The organism is Lacticaseibacillus casei DSM 20011 = JCM 1134 = ATCC 393 (genome assembly GCF_000829055.1).
Taxonomy (GTDB): domain Bacteria; phylum Bacillota; class Bacilli; order Lactobacillales; family Lactobacillaceae; genus Lacticaseibacillus; species Lacticaseibacillus casei.
In genome coordinates, this window is record NZ_AP012544.1 from 2361562 (window position 1) to 2378665 (window position 17104).

Consider the following 17104-nt stretch of genomic DNA (forward strand, 5'->3'; position numbering starts at 1 on the left):
AAAAAATTGGGACACCATTGACCACATTCTTGATTAAAAATGTGAAAACGATGTCGCATAAATCTGTGGTCCAGTGGCAAAATCGAGTCTCAAGTTCGATTTACCATTTTTTCGCGCATTTTAGAATCAAGTTAGCCACTGTCTCAAAATTTTTTGGACAATAAAAAACATCAAGAACAGATATCCTGTATCATTGAAGTTCCTACACAAACAATGGAAGAGGATATTGTCTTGATGCAGAAACAGGATAGCACACACCGCCAAAAAGGTCAGCACTTAACATCACTCGAGCGCGGAAAAGTGGCCGGATTCCGCCAAGCTGGGAAGTCCAATCGTTGGATTGCTGCTGAAATTGGCGTCTGCCCGCAGACCATTAATAATGAAATCAAGCGAGGTACAGTAGATCAGGTCAAGAAGAGTAATGGCAAGCGCGTCTACCATCGACAATACCTGCCAGAGGCTGCTCAGGCACGTTACGAGACTGCACGCTTGAGCTGCCATCGTCCTGACAAGTTCGCCAGCGTACAGGTCTTCTTAGCCTGGTACGTACAGCGAGCTAAGCAGGACAAATGGTCGCCGGATGCTTCAATCGGCTATGCCAAGCGACACAAGCTGTTTACTCCTGAAGAGCTTGTTTGTGCCTCGACTTTGTACCAGCACATTGACGACCAACGCCTAGAGATTCGAAATATCGACCTGTTGGAGAAGACTAAGCGGAAGACCTCTCACCAGCACCACACCAAGGCTAAGCGCCTGGCTGGCCGCAGTATCGAGGAACGGCCTAAGGTCGTTGAACGATGCAGGCAGTTCGGTCACTGGGAGATGGATACCATTGTCGGTAAACGCAATGGCAAGGAGAGCGTCATCTTGACTCTGATTGAGCGCAAGACCCGTTGCCAACTTCTCCGCTTGATCGAAGGACGAGATGCAGACTCTGTGAGCTATGCATTGCGTGGAATCAAGCGCGAATGGGGAGCTTGCATCAAGACCATCACAGCCGACAACGGACCCGAGTTCACCGCCTTAAATACTGCTTTTGCTGGGACGGAAACTGAGATCTTCTACGCCCATCCTTACACGTCCTGCGACCGTGGCACCAACGAGGCACATAACCGGATGATCCGCCAGGACTTCCCTAAGGGCATGTCCCTAGATGACATTAGCCCTAGTCAAGTGCAGGCCACGCAAGACCGCTTGAATCAGTTGCCTCGCAAACAACAGGGCTACTGCACACCCCAGCAAAACTTTGAGGCCGAAGCTCGGCGCGTTCGCCGCATGGCCCAGTAGTCTCTCTAGCGCCACAACTTCTATTTGATAACGGCCTGTTCTGGGATTGTCCTCAACGACTGGCTAACTTGTTCTTGCAATTTACGTTTACCATTTTTTACAAAAGCTGCTGAAATACCGACTTAAGCCGGCCGACCACCATTAGTCTTACGTGATGTTTTAAAATCCGAAAAAGGCTAGTCAGGTATTGGCGTTCTAGCATGACCAATATTGCTAGCATTTGGCGATCAGCAAGCCCACAGCAACCCACCCAAGAGCTGGTATACGTCAGACAGCTTGATGATTGCATTTGTGGTTTCGCTTAAAATTTGATGACAGGCAAGTCACTATTCATTTGCCTGTAATTACGATCACCCCCAGATATTATGCCTGTTATTTTGACACATTCACATGTTATAACATTTCTCATACCATCACAACTCCAATGTTATAAAAAGATTTTTCAGTATTTTGACAACGTGTTATTTACTTTAAAAAATATTGTCAAAAGTTGACAATGTCAGCCTTTTATTGGCTATTTATGAACCTTTTACGATTTTTTGAGTTCTCAAAGATTCTTAAAAAGTCCACTAACGCCACTATTTTATAATTATTAATATTTTAAAATCTAAAATATCAGAATCTTAGTTGAATGTTATTTTTTCAATTTTTTGACTATCTGGAATTCTTGATGCATTCAATCTAGCTGCTTTCGAATTCTAGTTGCTTACTCATTCGCCTCAAATTTTAAGGTAAAAAAAGAGATGGTCATCGCCATCTCTTCCATACGTTAACAATTCAATTCTAAGGGTTCTAAATTTTGAAATTATAGTGCTTCTGCTGCCAACACTTTTGCACGCTTTTTCGCGGCGTAGTCGAACAGCGTCTGCCATTGTTCAAACGTATTATCGTCCGTAAAGCGCAACGCATTTTGATAAGCTTCCTCACTGAAGGCTGCCAGCTTGTCCTTATGCGTAAGCAAATCAATGATGGCGTCTGCCAAGCCATCATTATCGCCGTTTTTAGTCAGAATGCCGCTTTTACCATCTTCGAGAATGTCTGCCGGCCCATAGTGAATATCGTTTGCGATCATGGGTAATCCATGCGACTGAGCTTCGATTAAGGTTAGTGGAAAACCCTCAGCCCTTGATGGCAATAGCCCGACTTGGGCACGATTGTAAACCTCTGCGATGTTGCTGGTGTACCCTTTAAATAAAACACTATCTTCTAAGTGCATTTCTCTGACTAAGGCGCGCATCTTATCACCCACATCACCGTTAGCGTAACCCCACAATTCAAGCTTAGCATCAGGAATAACTTTGAGTACTTTTTCGAAGGCTTTAATTGAACTGTCCTGTTGCTTCTCTGGTGCTAGGCGGGCGACATGGACGACGAGATTATTTTCCCGTTGTGCAAACGGCACTTTACTGGCTTCAACATCCGCAGCCTTAACAAATGCAACCCTAATATTGAAGACTGGCGGCTTGGTTCCCCATCGTGCCTCCACGTCCTTTTTCTGCTGCGAAGATGGCGCAATAATACCGTCCCACTTATCAAGATTGTTCAGTGAGCTGGCATAGAAATTGTTCAATCGGTCATGCATGATATCTTTGTCATCAGCCAAATGGTTGTTGTGTAAATGCAACACTTTAAATGCTGTCGTCTCCATATATCGTAGTCCCCAGCCAGTCTCCGTAGTCCGATCGCTAATAAACACATTGTACCCACCATCGACTTTATTCAGCTGATCGTAGAAAAACCGTGTCAAATCATGTAGGCCATCGAACAAATAGTCCACACCTTCAAAATCATCTAACTTGTAAGAAAACTTCTCCTTGTTTGCCCGATTGAGATAATGCAGTTTTTCAAGCTTAACGTTCCCTTCCAAGTCCAGATAATGTTCTTGGAAGATATTACCGGCATTGTCAAAATACTGGTTCAGGCAAAGAAAGCCACGAGAATTCCACCAGCTCATCTTTGTTGTGCGACCGGTTGTATCAAAGTATTGAACATTACTGATTTCTCGTGGATTGGTGGCGCCTTGACGCAAATAGGCAATCCGATAGAGTTTATTGTCTTTTAAATACGTGATTTTGTTGTCTTCGGCTTTCTGCGTGATGTCATCCCCAACGGCAATGACATCATCAACCGTGGTTACGGTTTTTTCGACATGTGTGGTGCCGCAAAAATAATCGAACAGATTCACAAAATGATCGTCGCTGATCTTGGCATCAGTGGTCACATCATGCAGATTCATGGCAAAAACTCGCGTCACGATTTTCGCCGGAACTTGATGCTGATTGAATAAGTTCAGTCGCTGAATTTCTGCGCCTTCAATGCCTGATTTAGCAAACTGCATATTCTCATTTAAAAAATAATACATAACCCAACCTCCATTACAGACCTAAGACTTGCTGCCACTGCTTGTATACGCTGGCTTCATCCAAACGTTGGCTGACATTTTCCAACGCTTTTTGCCCAAACGCCGCGCGCTTTTCCGGATGTTGCAATAAATCAACAATGAGCTTTGCCATGATTGCCAAATCATTTTGCGGAACCAAATACCCGTCTTCTTTGTTGGCAATTTCATCGCTTGGGCCGTAATGGAACCGATAGCTGATAACCGGAAGGCCATGCGTCTGTGCTTCCAAGATTGCCAGCGGCCCACCGTCAGTTGCCGCTGTATTCAGCAGCATCGTGTACTGCTCATATCGCTGAGCCAAATCAGTCACGTAATCTTTAAAATGAACCTGCTTATCAAGTTTTAAGTCTTTGGTTAACGCTTCAAGCTTCTTTTGGTAATCAGCATCCCCATAACCGTACAAGTCCAATTCAACGCCAGGAATCTTATTGTTGACTAAACCCAACGCCCGGATCATCTGGTCAAGCTGCCGTTCTTCAGCAATTCGGCCGACGTACATTAACTTTTTATTGTCGACAGCAGTTGTAGCTTCAGTAGGTTTTTGCGGTAACGCCTTGGGATCGACCGTGACTGCTGGAATAGCTGTCACTTTTGCTGCCGGGAACCGCTTTACGATAGCATCACGTTGACTTGGTGTTTGAACGATGAAACCATCGATTTTGGCTGGATCGGCAAAAGCGGGTTTCAAATAACCATCTACGGGATTCGTTTGTGGATTGCCATTATTCACGACATGATTAATCGGAATGTAAATGAACTTTTTAGCCGCCTGCTGCATATTCCTTAATGGCAAAACGCCAACACCCGGGCGGTCGCTAATAAAGATGGTTTCACCCGGATCTGCATCTGCCAATTCATCTAGGAAATGTGTAAACAAGCCGTCCAGATCATCAAACTCCCGATCATCAAGAATCGTTTTGCCCTTCAAGACAACCCGAGTGAGCTGCATTTGATCGGCCTGATTACCGGCATAATAAGTTTCAATGACCGGCTTGCCATCCAAATCATAGTAGCGCTCAAATGTCAGCAGCCCATCACGACCAAAATATTGTGTAGCAGACCGAAAGCCGCGTGCATCCCATAAATCGCGTTCGACTTCATTGCCTTGATCATCCAAATAATTCTGGTAAAAAACGTGCCCAAAGGTTTCCGGTATGTACCCTACTTGCCGACGAAGCCGATCGCCATCAGTCACTTGACTCTGATTAGCATCAACTGATACCTCGTCAAGTGTTGGCAGATTCATTTCATCGTTTAGCACCGTTTTTTCCGGCATATCACTAGGAATGTGCTGAAAATAATCAAACATGTTCAACACATCCGTTTGCGCGAGCTTCATTTTTTCCAACGTTCGCACGCTTAGCCGATCAAAATCCCGGGTCAAAATGACAGCCGGTTGGTTGAATCGCTTGAACAAAGCCAAGCGTTTGGCCGCCGCGTGTTCAACACTCGAATTCTTTTGTAATAAATACTCATCCAAGAAAAAAATCATTTTTCTCCTCCACCATCCCAAATCAATATTGGCAAAGCATCATCTGTTCAACAACCTGCGATCATCACCTGCTGATCTGTATTTTGAAATTGAACATGGCTATATAACAATAGCTATTCTCATATAGCGCAAACTTAATATAACATACCCATCCTGATGACAAAATTATGAAGACTCGATATTATAAATAAATTTGTCATCAGGTCGTTTGAAAAACCGCCACGTCGATCTCTAGACTACTTTTGTGGCGTATCTGTCGGGAACTTAATCCCAACCATTTGGCGCAAATGATACACCACATTGTTGACATCTTCTGCTAACTGCAACCATTCCCGATACTTTTTACGATTTTCCGCCGTATACGAGTGTTCCAGCACTTCAGTAAAAGCCAATAACTCGCCAGTAAAGTGATACGTATAATCGGCTGACATCAGCGGCGTAACCTTCTTTTGGGCATCATAATGCTGAACCAGATGCATTTCGGTTAAATCATCAACCTGAATCAGTTCATGGTGGCCATTAACTTCCGTGGGCATATATGAATCCGTGGTAAACCCAAAGTGAAGCGTCACATAAAAATGGTCATATTGCAGGAAAGCTACTCCGGTACCGTCAACACCGGTTTCAACAGCAGTCGCAAAGTATGTTGCCGAGTTTAGCCGGCCAAATAGCTTCAAAGCTGCATAAATGGCGTAAACGCCTTTTTGCTGCAACGCGCCACCACAGGATGCCAAAGTAAATCCTTCAGGTTGGGCTCCTTCCAAAATGGCATCATATTCCGGTTGTTCCCGCATCGCAACCAAAGTAGCCCCTTGAATCATGGTCATTTTTTCAACTGCCGTTTCAATATTTTTAAAGTTTGGCATGTGAATCGGATAAGCCCCTTCAAAAAATAAAGCTCGGGGATGATCGGTCAACAACTGTTCCACCTCGGCAAACTCAGTGGGATTTGTCAAAGCTGGCGGCTGCACAATGACATGCTTATCAGCCTGAATTGCCTGCTTAATATGGCTAAAATGATCGCCATTAGGGGAGGCAATGAAAACTGTGTCAAAATTGCCGTTTTTAAAAAAATCAGCAATGTCAAAAAAGGTCTGATTCGTGCCATATTTTTTGGCATATTGATCTGCTTGATCAACATTACTGGCATACAAAGCGCCGAGCTCCCATTTGTTCGTCACACTTGCTGCCTGCACGAAATCGTCTGTTGCTTGGTTCGTGCCAATAAGACCGTAATGTATCATTTGAATTCTCCTCCAAAAATACGTCGTATAAGCGTACAGCATAACCTAAAGATAACATTTAATAAAGCTATTATATTCGGCATTTTATAATGAGTGTCAAGTGTTCGATATGCACCTCCTGATCATTTGATTCATAAATGAGGTTGCCGCACCAACCAGATAAATTGTTGAGCCTATCAACTAAAGCTCATATGTTAATAGGCAATGAAATATTTATTGATAGTACAATATCAAGATTTCGATGCCTAATTTTACCGTCCTTGTACAGACTTGTGCTACCATTTATACCAACAACAACAGGAGGTATTTAATCACATGAAAGCATACAGCTCTCCCTGGTTTTGGTGGTACTTTGTCCAGGGACTTATATTAACAGCCGGTTATTTACTAGCGGCCCAAGGCGCACAGTTCTGGTTATGGGCGCTTGTCTTAACCATTATCGAAGGTGGCTTGTTACTGGTCAGCGCCATTTCGGCACCCAAGCATTTGATCAGTCGCTTATTCAAGCTGCTAGCCGTTTTAATTCAGCTTATTGTGTATCCGCTTATTGTTTTCTACAGCGGTCAGCAATTCTTGCGTGTTTTGCCAGGCAATTTAAGTTTGATTCTGATAACGGTGCTGATTTTACTGGCTCATGTTCCATTTGCAAAAGTTCTATTCACGCCGGACCAGCACTATTTGACGCGGGTTATCACAACACTGGTGGTTGCGTTTATGGTGATTTACGCAGGAACCACTTTTACTGAAGGTTTGACTAAATCGGCGTTTGCTTCGCCTCTTTGGAGCTTTGCCGAAGCAGGCGTTTTGGCGGCAATTGTTTCAGTGCTAGTCGGCGCTATCGCCATGCGTCAGTGGGGGCTACCCCTCCCTAGCTGGCGTTTCAACCCGAATATGCAAGCCGGGGTCTTGATTGTTCTGGTTGTCTTTATCATTTACTTTACGCTCTGGAATGCTTTTAGCACGAACGATTCGTTTCAAAGCCTGTTCATCTGGTCATGGCATTCAAATCCCCTAACCTTTAACTGGTTTACTCAAGGACTTGAGCCGGGTATTGCCGAGGAATGGGAGTACCGTTATATGGTCTTAACTTTGCTGCTAGTCTGGTTGGGCCGGCATCGGTTGGCATTATCGGGCAGCATCTTCATAAGTGGTCTATTGTTTGGTGCTTCCCACCTGATCAATGTTTTGGGGGAACAAAATTGGTTTGATACACTTTCGCAGATTCAGTTTGCCGTTGTCTTCGGCTGGTTTATAGCCGCCGTTCATCTTTACGTTGGCTCCTTTAGTATCCCGATGCTTGTCCACGCGGCGGTCGATATTCTTAGCATGGTTGTCAGCAACACTGAGGCTTCAATCACCGGATCAATAACGGTTTATTTGTTCCAAGCCATCGTGGAAGTTGTCATGATTGGGCTGACCGTTTGGCTGTTGACTGGACCGCGGCGCCAAACCATGCAATAGACCCTAGATCGGATTATGCCGAAACAGAGCTCACTAGCCATTTGAACCCAATGTTAAACGCCGGCATACCTTCCACAATAAACGTGTGAAAAGTATGCCGGCGTTTTTATGTTGTCATCATCAAAAGCCGTTATGGCAAACTAATCATCTAACGGGCCTTTCCCAAGGTACGCGTTTAACATCCAAATATTTTTGTCCGTTTCTTCTTTGTACCCGTTGATCATGTCTTGAGTTGGAAAGTCGCGCTCTTGATCGGTGATTTCAATGGCTTTCTGATACTGGTCAGCCAAATACTTAAACTGCTTAACGAGACGTTGCATTAACTCCACCAGCGTGTACTGGCCAAACGCCACCTTTTCATCAGGCAACCCAGTATGTTCGATAAACTCATGGGTGGTCGCATACGGTGAGCCGCCTAAAGCAATGAGCCGCTCTGCAATTGCATCCAACGCTTCGGCTAGTTGATCTTTGTAATCATCCATCAATGGGTGAAGACGAAAGAAGTTATGCCCGCGCATATACCAGTGAATCTGTTGCACATTTGTTTGAAGCTGCATCAAATCCGCAATCAATTGGTTAAGCTGGTCAATGGTTTGCGGGTACTTAACATCAGACATCAATCATTCCTCCTTGTGTTTGGCACATAGTTTGCAACAACAACTTCATTATGGCACAGAGGAATTGTGAGGTTCTAGCAAAAAGCTCGGAGACATTAATTAATCATCAATCAATGACAAACCATCTGCTACCATTGAATGGCCGGAGACTGAACTGTACATTATTTGGCTGGCCAACGTAAGTCCATCCTAGACTTCGAATGAATTTAATCGCATCAACCATCGTCTTTGGAATTGTGTTGTAATTATCACTCCTGCCATCTGAGGCTATATACATCAAGTTAGATGGGGTCGTATAAAATGACCATGCAGCGCCGTCCGCGCCAGAATGACCTAACCCAAGCGCATGTCCGATTTCATGTTCGATGATGTTAGCAGTACCTTCGCTATCAATATATTTATTGACTGTAAGACTTGCCGAACCTGTGGTATTAAGCTCTATGGTGACAATATTTGCCGCGCCATAATGTACCGTTGATGCCCAAGAATTAGGGTTGTCCAAACTTTTTTCTTCAAAATTAATATTTACATTCGATGGGGAGTCGGCCTTTTCAAAGAGACCTGGAATCTCTGAATTCCATTTATCAATGGCGATTTGAATCTCATTAGCTAACGGATCATCATTACCAATCCAGTATTTGATTGCCCCATTCAAACCGTTTCCAGTGACCCCCTCATAAGCAGTTTTGTAACCATCCTGCCCCAAACTCAACGCATTTTTGTCAACCCAGTACCAATTTACGTTGTCATTCGAAATATGAACAGCTGTAATTTTTTTGCCACTTGGATTTAAGACGATTGCTTCTTCATTGGCCAAATAATATGTTCCGACCAAGTTGCTTGAATCATCCAAAACATGCCCGCTTCCAAATGTGTCCTGATATATTGGATAGTCGGTTGCTGTTGGTTTTATTGTATATATTCTACTACCATCACTTCGAAAATCCTGCCAATACGTTGGATTCGACTTGTCAACTTGGTACTTTTCTACGGATAAGACTTGATAATCAACCGCTAATGAGTTTTTATCCACCCAATACGAGAAATTGTCCGGCAATGTAACCAAAGCAGCTATTACACCATCACCTCGATCAATTTCACGAGTTACTGTTACAGTTTGTCCAACATAATTTTTGCCATTCACGTTAGAAAAATAAGCTAACGTATGCCATGGTTCTGAACATAAATTCCAGTCAGAAGCGACTTTTGCTTTATAGAAAACAATTTCCGCATTAGGTAGATTTAATGCTGGGCCGTTTTGATAAATATCTGAGGTGATAGCTAAGCTCTTCTTATCTACCCAGTATGAATAACCATCAGGCAATGTAACCAAAACAGCTATTACACCATTACCGAGATTAATTTCACGAGTTACTCTAACTGCTTGTCCAACATAATTTTTGCCATTCACGCTAGAAAATAAGCTAACGTATGCCATGGTTCTGAACATAAATTCCAGTCAGAAATTACTTTGGCATTATAGTCAACAGCTCTTGAGTTGGGTAGATTCACCGCAGGACCGTTTTGGTAAACATCTGAGGTGATAGTTAGACTACGTTCATCCACCCAGTAAGATTTTCCTGATGGCAAAGTAATAAGATCCGCGTACGCTATTACCCCCTTAACACGCTCGCTAATTGTCACCTTTGTCCCAATGTAACTGGCACCAATTATTGAACTGTAATAGCCAACCGTTTGATACCCAGGTGCTGTAAAGGACTTATTGAGCAAATTCCAGTCACTCTTAACAACTGCCTGATAGTTAACCTTTGTTGCTGTTGGCATATCATAAGCGGGGCCGCCTTTAAAAATGTCTGCTTTATTCTCTTCAGCTTGAACTGGCTGAGGTGCCAATGTCGGCACATTTAACAAAGTACCGGAAAATGCCATTAACATGATTACAATAACATTAACAATTTGATTAGTGATTTTCGAATGATTTCCAGCCATCATTATCACTCCTTAAAAATTTTTACAAATTACATAATTACACATTTCTTTCGTCTCCATACTCATCTAATTGGTTATTAAGCCAATATTCATTATTTCTTATTTTACAATAGATCTTTACAAAGAATATCGATTATCATTACGAATTAATTATTCGAAAATTCAATCAAGCAATCAACGTCCGCTACTCAACAACACTCAAGAAACTAGCGAGGAATAAATGAGATAACAACCATCAGCAATACGAAGGACCTCCGTTTTTAAGGTTATTAAAAAGAGCCAAACCGTTTTTAAAACAATGTCTCTTCTTGCATTATTCGCTTCTTTCTTCTTTTGTTAGTTTGAGCCGAATCATAACCGTTAAAAAATCTATTTATTCCCCACTACTGAACCGTGACATAGGTATAGCTAACAACATCAGTCTCGTTGGCTAGTGTATATTCAGCAAACCAAGACTTAATTCGATAGGTACCCGATTTTGCCACATCAACGTTCCCATCAACATTAATCTTGGATAGTGAAACAGGACTGATATCCCTGTAAAACGCCGCCACGATATTTTTTGGCGGATCGTAGTTTTGATCAGTATGAATTTCCAAGTTTTTAATGCTTAATTGCCCAATACCTTTTGCCACTTGTGCCGTCGTTGGATTTTAACGGAGGCTGTTAGAACCTACGACTCCTGGTGTATTTACAGCGGCCCGGATTGGTTGTTGTGCGAATGATAGGTCATCGAATAACAAGATGGCTGCAACTCCTGTATACACCCATTTTGGGATCTTATTCTAAAGGGTTCCCCTCCTTGCTTAGTGGCTCCTCCAACTTGGTTCCTAGGATTTTCCCCATGTTAACCACTTTATTTTTTCCATGTAGTGCATTTTTTAGTAACAATGTTAAACGCACGCACTATTTGTAAAATTAAACAGCGTCTTTCATCTGATTAATTTAATGTCAAGCGTTCTTCTTACGAATCAACATTATTACCGCGACATAAATATACGCTTTTGCCACATATATTCAAGAAATCGGTTTTTAAAAGTTGCATTTAAAGAGAAAATGAACCGCTCGTGATGTTCTAGAATCATTTAACGATAAAATAATTAAACGTATTCGATTATCAAATTTGGTTGAAGACCGATCCGCACTGTGGGCCATAGCAAAAGATTTGACTTACTTTTCCCACTATGGCATCAATAAATAAAGATGTTTATTAGCAATCTTAAAGCTGAGGAGCAGAGTATTTTGAAAAAATGGATTTGGGTGACAATCGGAACCCTTGTAAGTGTGGCAGTGCTTGGTATTGGCGGATGGTGGCTAATTGACCATTATCATTATCAGCAGCTGGTTGATCAGCCTACCGACGTCAAAAAATGGCAGGCAGATCCACGGCCTTTGCAGTCTGAAAGTGAAGCACAAAAACGAATTACCGAAATTCGGCAACCGTCGTCTAGTGTGCACCTGGCAAAGAAGACGAAGATGGCGGTGATCCCGGGGTTGCGAGGCACGTGGTCAATGGACAACAAAACCCGGCAAGCGGCCTTTGGAACTAACTGGGTGCCACAAGGGGTTACGCAATCTAAAAAAGCGCTCTATGTCAGCATGTACGATGGTGATCATCGGTTAAACTCCATTATTATCGAAATTGATGCCAAAACCGGTCGTTACAATAAGACGCTTATTTTGCGCTCCAAGGCGCATGTTGGCGGCATTACCTACGATCTCGACAAGCAGCGTTTGCTTTGGTCGGATGACAATTCGAAAGCAGGCGGTGCCGGGATCAGTTATGCCGCACAACGCGAAATTGACGCCTATCAGCCGCAAGTCAACCAGGCACCGCTGGCTTCGACACGGATTCCATTCCACCTGGCTAACCGCACCTCGGCCATGACCCTTTACAACCATCAATTGGTCTTGGTGAAGTACGGCAAAAAGACCACCGGCCGCTCGCTGATTGCCTTGCCTTTAAATGACGAGAACCTGCCAAATGCGATCACGCAAAAACAGTTTGACAAGATCGTCACCGACCTCGCCCCGCAGACGCAACATAAAAGCACGACCCAAATGTTAGACATTCTTTTCAAAACCCTCATCAAAAAGAAAATCATCAACTCTTACAATCCGGCGTGGGATCGACTTCAAGGCGTTGCGATTGCCAAAGATGGCGTGACGTTGTTCAGCCAGTCAAATGGCAGTGCGCCAGGCAAAATCTGGATCCGCATGGCCGTGGATAAAGGGTGGGAAAAGTTAGATTTTAAATCGCCAAAAGCTGGCGATAAAATGATCAATGTACCGAACTCAGTTGAGGAAATCAGCTTTAACCCTGATCAAAATGAGTTGCTCCTTATCTTCGAAAGTGGCGCAAAGGCTTATCGTGAAGAAGGCTGGTTCTTCCATCGGCCGCATTACATGGATCGGATCATGTACCTGCCTTTAACCGTTTAGAGCATTTTGCCTGAACATTAGTGATTGGAAATCATAAAACAGCCGTAACCTACTCGTCAGTTCAATGACTGCGAGAGGTTACGACTGTTTATTTTTAAGTCGGATAATTTTAACGGCATCATCTGCGTCACGGAAATCGATCGGCGAACAAAAACACAACGATCCTAAGATCATTGTGCCTGATCAACTATCCACCGCCTAACTTGATGTCTCACGTTTACCGCTCACGCTGGATCAACCTATACATAACTTGATCACCACCAACTTGGCTTGATTGTCTTGAGGTGGCAGTAATCGGATAATGCCGCGCGTCAAATAGTTTTCCTATGGATAGCGTTCTAAAGCGGACCAATATGTTAACTCGGTAAGTCGTTTGGCTTTCTTTTTGAAAACGTTTACGATAATATTCAAGCTATACATAACGCTCTATGGACGAAGCCATAAATGAAGAACATGAATGTTTCGTTAAACGACTTGCCGCGGAGGCTTTGGTTTCGGATGGCGTACAGTTGCCGCTAAGGGAAATCATTGCGATTCTTCCCTTGCCAGCCAATTTTCTGTCCGGGAAAATGCTGGCGCTAACAGCAACTGCCAACTATCTGTTGCCGAATACCTCTTTAAGCTTTGTCCGTTATCACGAAGACGAATCTATTTATTCGCAATCGGTACATCAAGTTATCGTGACGAAATTATATCATGGTAACGCTGAAAAGTTGCCGAAGATGCTTGCCGGTCCCGGCTATGCGTTTATTCCGTTATCTGCGCCTGATCATCGCAGTGTCATTTGGGTTGCTTCCCATCACCTAGTTGACCATGCTATTCAGCGTCGCGGAGGCAAGCAGATCATTACCGTCAAATTTTGCGGGAATATGAAAATGACTTTACCGACGTCTTATCATGCCGCGCATTTTTCGGAAATTTTGGCAGGCAGTCGGCTTTTGATGGATGTGACGGAACAACTGGCGCGGATCAGCGCAGGTCACGCACCGTTAGCTGACGATCCGCAGCATGAACACACAGTGCTGGTGGATCATCAGACTGCCAAGATATTGATGCATCACGTCAATGGGCGGCTTTGGCAACAAGGCGCTAAGCAGGCCGTTGGGGAAGATAGGTATATGTTGCAGTCGGTTAAGGAAAAAGGGCGCAATCCAGACGGCGTTTAGTTTTGCCTGTGCCTATCTAATTTGAATATAGTCTATTACAAATTTGCAAATTTTATTTAGTTGAAAAAGTGGTTAATGAATAATGCGATTGTTTATCAGCGCCTTTCCGAGTTAAGTCGGCTCTAGCTTAATCATCGGCAAATAAGGTACTATTGTCATAGAAGTATCAACGCAGAACTACAGCAACTTTCAATGATAAATGGCTGGTTAACAACGTTGATAACGGTCACCTGCCGGAATCAACGCACAAGACTGACGGAGGATTGATGATGATTAAACTAATCGCAACCGACATGGATGGCACTTTCTTGCGGAATGACATGAGCTACGATCGCAACTGGTTCGACCGACTCTATCACCAGCTGCAAGCACACCACATTTATTGGGTCATCGCAAGCGGCAATCAGTACTTTCAGCTACGGTCTTTCTTTGAGGACTATCCCGAAACCATTTTTGTCGCGGAAAATGGGGCCTACATTCGCGATGTCAACCACATCTATGCCCTAAATGCCTTTGCTCCCTCGATTATCCATCCGATCCTAACCCACCTTGAACAGATTCCTGATTTAAAAGTCTCCGTCAGTGGTCAAGCCGGCGCCTACACACTGGACACCATGGATCCAGATCATTTGGCGATCATGCGAAAATATTATCCTAAGCTGACGTTACTACATGACTACCATGAACTCGACGACAAAATCCTTAAGTTCTCCATCGGCTGTCCCCCAGAGCGTACAGATGCGATTGTTGCTGAATTGCGCAGTGCGCTGGCTGGCGTTGCGACTCCGACTAGCAGCGGTCACGGCGACATTGATTTGATTCGTCCAAACGTGAACAAAGCGCAAGGGCTTGCGCTGCTTGGGCAAAAGCTTGGGATTGACTTGTCCGAAATGTGTGCCTTCGGTGACGGCGGTAATGACTTGGAGATGCTGCAAGAAGTCGGTTTAGGTGTGGCCATGGCCAATGCCGATCCGCGTGTGGCCGCTATCGCTGATGCCACGACGACAAGTAACGAAGAACAAGGCGTTTTGAAGTTTATGGAAACACTGATAACAACCGATCAACGGCATGCCGTCAAAAGTCGCTGAACATCAACGCAACGCTTGCGATAAAGCTATCATTAAGTGAAAGACACCGCGAAAAGGGCGCTAGTTTTCCTAAGTCGAAAACTAACGCCCTTAATAGTTGATCTGCCTGATTGGGACCAAGTCTCAGTTTTAACCTTTAGTAGCCAGATCCTTGTTGATCACGATACTCTGATACATCCAAGTGGTGATCAGATAGTATAAACCATAAAGTACGATGAATACGCCGAACGGCACGATTAGGTTGTCATAAGGTGCCTGCAGAATCATTTTGAACAATTGTAATCCGAACAAAACGTGGATCATGCCGACGATACCTGGTAGAAGGAAGAGCACGCCGATTTCTTGCCGAATGGAGCGACGTAGCACCTGGGGACGTGCGCCGATTTTCTGCAACATCAGGTAGCGGCGCTTGTCGTAGTTAGCGCCGGATAAAATCTTAAACATCAAGGTCGAAGCCAACATTGCCAAGAACGACAGCCCTAAGAAGAAGCCCATAAAGGCAAGGCCAGAGTACATACCATTGAGAATGGAATACGACACGAATTTCTGATCGCTTTCATGTCCCCACAGCTTGGGATACTGTTTATTTTGCAAGTTTATAATCTTTTCAATGGTGTCATAATTTTGGTTGAAGTTTTTGACTCTAAAGGTCGTCAATGTTTCGGCATTCCCGAGTTTGGCAAAGGTCGCGTCATCTGCAACCCGCATTTGTTTTCCGCGGTTATTACCAATAAAGATCCCAATAGCGCCTGAGTATTGCGTTGCGATTTTGTTAAAGTTGCGGCTTGTTAACGTGACCGAGCGCAACTTGCCACTCCTACTCTGATCACGGATCTGGACCTTTAGCGGATGAGCGTCAAGTGCACGCTGGCTGATATAAACCGTTTTGGCATCTGACTTGAGCGTATACTGCTGCTTCTCAGTGACGCCTTGCAACTTTTTGATCTCAGCTTGCGTTTGGGCATTTGGTGATGCAACCGTCAAATCATAAGCAGTGTACTGACTGGCCAGCACGGGAATATCATGAGTAAACCCTAATCCAACCGTAATCGCCCCTAGTGCCAAGGCTACCAAAATGGACACAACGGACAGAATCCGCGTATAGTCGCGAATCCGGAAACTCAATTGCGACAATGTGAAAGTGTGCAGCTGTTTGGAAGCAAAGGAATGGTTGCGCTTCAACAAGGCAATCAAGGCCACAAAGACAGCGTTGAATAAGAAATATGTCCCCATCACGATGGTAACCAATGCAGTCGGGATGGCTTTAATGCCAATATGAAGCGCATTACCCATACAGTAATAGCCAATCGCCAGTAAAATTAAACCCAATACGATTTGCAAAGCGAAAAAGATTTTTTTCTGCTTAACCCGATTCGGCGTTTGCGCCTGCCGCAATAGCCGCATCATCGGCATTTTTAGCAACTTAGCCGTATTGTAAATCGCCGATAAAATGAACAAAACAACGAAGAACCCGAAAGTCCATAAAATCGCCGGTACCCAGATAGCGGAGAAGCCGGTTGCTTGGGCGTGCAAGGCATTAATCAACCATTTACCAATAAAATTGGTGCCGACTAACCCAATCAAAACGCCCGCAAACGTTGCGAAAATCCCAATCGCAACTGTTTCAAGAAAAATGAGCTGTCCGATCTTCCGCCCTTTTGCTCCGAGCATCATAAACATCGCATAATCACGTTGCCGCATACTCAGCAGGAAACTGTTGGCGTAAACAATATAGACAAACGTAATGATTGCCAGCAGTACCGCCCCAAAGCCAAAAATAAACGGCGTGTAGCTAATCGGCGAATTTTGTTTTAAGAAGCTGGTGTTCGTTGCCAGCGCCATGAACATATAAAAGACGGCACTGGCAATCACCAGACCAGAAAATAACACCGCATAGTCGCGGAAGCGGTTCTTTAAGCCGCCAAGTGCAAGTTTGCTTAACATAGATGCCGCTCC

The 17104-nt window shown here is 44.0% G+C and carries 13 protein-coding genes; 5 read left to right on the plus strand and 8 right to left on the minus strand.

The genetic code is table 11. The annotated features are described in order from the left end of the window. The first annotated feature begins 234 nt into the window (after positions 1 to 234). Entirely contained in the window at positions 235 to 1287 is a 1053-nt protein-coding gene (locus LBCZ_RS11355; protein WP_041084699.1) for an IS30 family transposase, read from the plus strand. An 805-nt stretch (positions 1288 to 2092) separates the two neighbouring features. Here the strand turns inward: LBCZ_RS11355 and LBCZ_RS11360 are convergent. From LBCZ_RS11360 to LBCZ_RS11370, 3 genes are all read right to left on the minus strand, one after another. Beyond that, positions 2093 to 3649 carry a glycosyltransferase family 4 protein gene (locus tag LBCZ_RS11360; RefSeq protein WP_025012594.1) on the minus strand — a complete coding sequence of 519 codons (1557 nt, stop codon included), beginning with the start codon at positions 3647 to 3649 and terminating at the stop codon, positions 2093 to 2095. 13 nt (positions 3650 to 3662) lie between these two features. After that, positions 3663 to 5180 carry a glycosyltransferase gene (locus LBCZ_RS11365; RefSeq protein ID WP_025012593.1) on the minus strand — a complete coding sequence of 506 codons (1518 nt, stop codon included), beginning with the start codon at positions 5178 to 5180 and terminating at the stop codon, positions 3663 to 3665. A gap of 236 nt (positions 5181 to 5416) precedes the next feature. Further along, the gene (locus LBCZ_RS11370; protein ID WP_025012592.1) at positions 5417 to 6424 is read right to left on the minus strand and encodes a Gfo/Idh/MocA family protein; all 1008 of its coding nucleotides are present in this window, start codon (positions 6422 to 6424) and stop codon (positions 5417 to 5419) included. Between the two features lie 315 nt (positions 6425 to 6739). Here LBCZ_RS11370 and LBCZ_RS11375 point away from each other — a divergent pair, with 315 nt between their 5' ends. Next, complete coding sequence (locus LBCZ_RS11375; protein WP_025012591.1) at positions 6740 to 7885, plus strand: CPBP family glutamic-type intramembrane protease; 1146 nt, start codon at positions 6740 to 6742, stop codon at positions 7883 to 7885. Between the two features lie 140 nt (positions 7886 to 8025). Here LBCZ_RS11375 and LBCZ_RS11380 read toward each other — a convergent pair whose 3' ends face one another. The 4 genes from LBCZ_RS11380 to LBCZ_RS11395 all read right to left on the minus strand — a co-directional run bounded on the left by LBCZ_RS11380 (position 8026) and on the right by LBCZ_RS11395 (position 11087). After that, a complete protein-coding gene (locus LBCZ_RS11380) occupies positions 8026 to 8502 on the minus strand; it encodes a Dps family protein (protein WP_025012590.1) in 477 nt (158 codons plus the stop codon). A 106-nt stretch (positions 8503 to 8608) separates the two neighbouring features. Then, positions 8609 to 9940: a GW dipeptide domain-containing protein gene (locus LBCZ_RS11385; protein WP_158423306.1), complete on the minus strand. Its 1332-nt coding sequence runs from the start codon at positions 9938 to 9940 to the stop codon at positions 8609 to 8611. After that, a complete protein-coding gene (locus tag LBCZ_RS11390) occupies positions 9910 to 10452 on the minus strand; it encodes a GW dipeptide domain-containing protein (protein WP_025012588.1) in 543 nt (180 codons plus the stop codon). The genes LBCZ_RS11385 and LBCZ_RS11390 overlap by 31 nt, the downstream gene beginning before the upstream one ends. Before the next feature lie 383 nt (positions 10453 to 10835). Next, the gene (locus tag LBCZ_RS11395) at positions 10836 to 11087 is read right to left on the minus strand and encodes a hypothetical protein (protein ID WP_025012587.1); all 252 of its coding nucleotides are present in this window, start codon (positions 11085 to 11087) and stop codon (positions 10836 to 10838) included. A 604-nt stretch (positions 11088 to 11691) separates the two neighbouring features. Here LBCZ_RS11395 and LBCZ_RS11400 point away from each other — a divergent pair. The 3 genes from LBCZ_RS11400 (at position 11692) to LBCZ_RS11410 (ending at position 15148) form a co-directional block, all read left to right on the plus strand. Further along, complete coding sequence (locus LBCZ_RS11400) at positions 11692 to 12894, plus strand: YncE family protein (RefSeq protein ID WP_032958437.1); 1203 nt, start codon at positions 11692 to 11694, stop codon at positions 12892 to 12894. A gap of 428 nt (positions 12895 to 13322) precedes the next feature. Beyond that, positions 13323 to 14060, plus strand: a complete 738-nt coding sequence (locus tag LBCZ_RS11405) for a hypothetical protein (RefSeq protein ID WP_025012586.1) — start codon at positions 13323 to 13325, stop codon at positions 14058 to 14060. A 269-nt stretch (positions 14061 to 14329) separates the two neighbouring features. Then, a complete protein-coding gene (locus LBCZ_RS11410; protein ID WP_025012585.1) occupies positions 14330 to 15148 on the plus strand; it encodes a Cof-type HAD-IIB family hydrolase in 819 nt (272 codons plus the stop codon). A 129-nt stretch (positions 15149 to 15277) separates the two neighbouring features. On the opposite strand, the gene LBCZ_RS11415 is transcribed toward LBCZ_RS11410, so the two are convergent. Further along, entirely contained in the window at positions 15278 to 17092 is a 1815-nt protein-coding gene (locus LBCZ_RS11415) for an FtsX-like permease family protein (protein ID WP_039639980.1), read from the minus strand. Positions 17093 to 17104 lie beyond the last annotated feature (12 nt).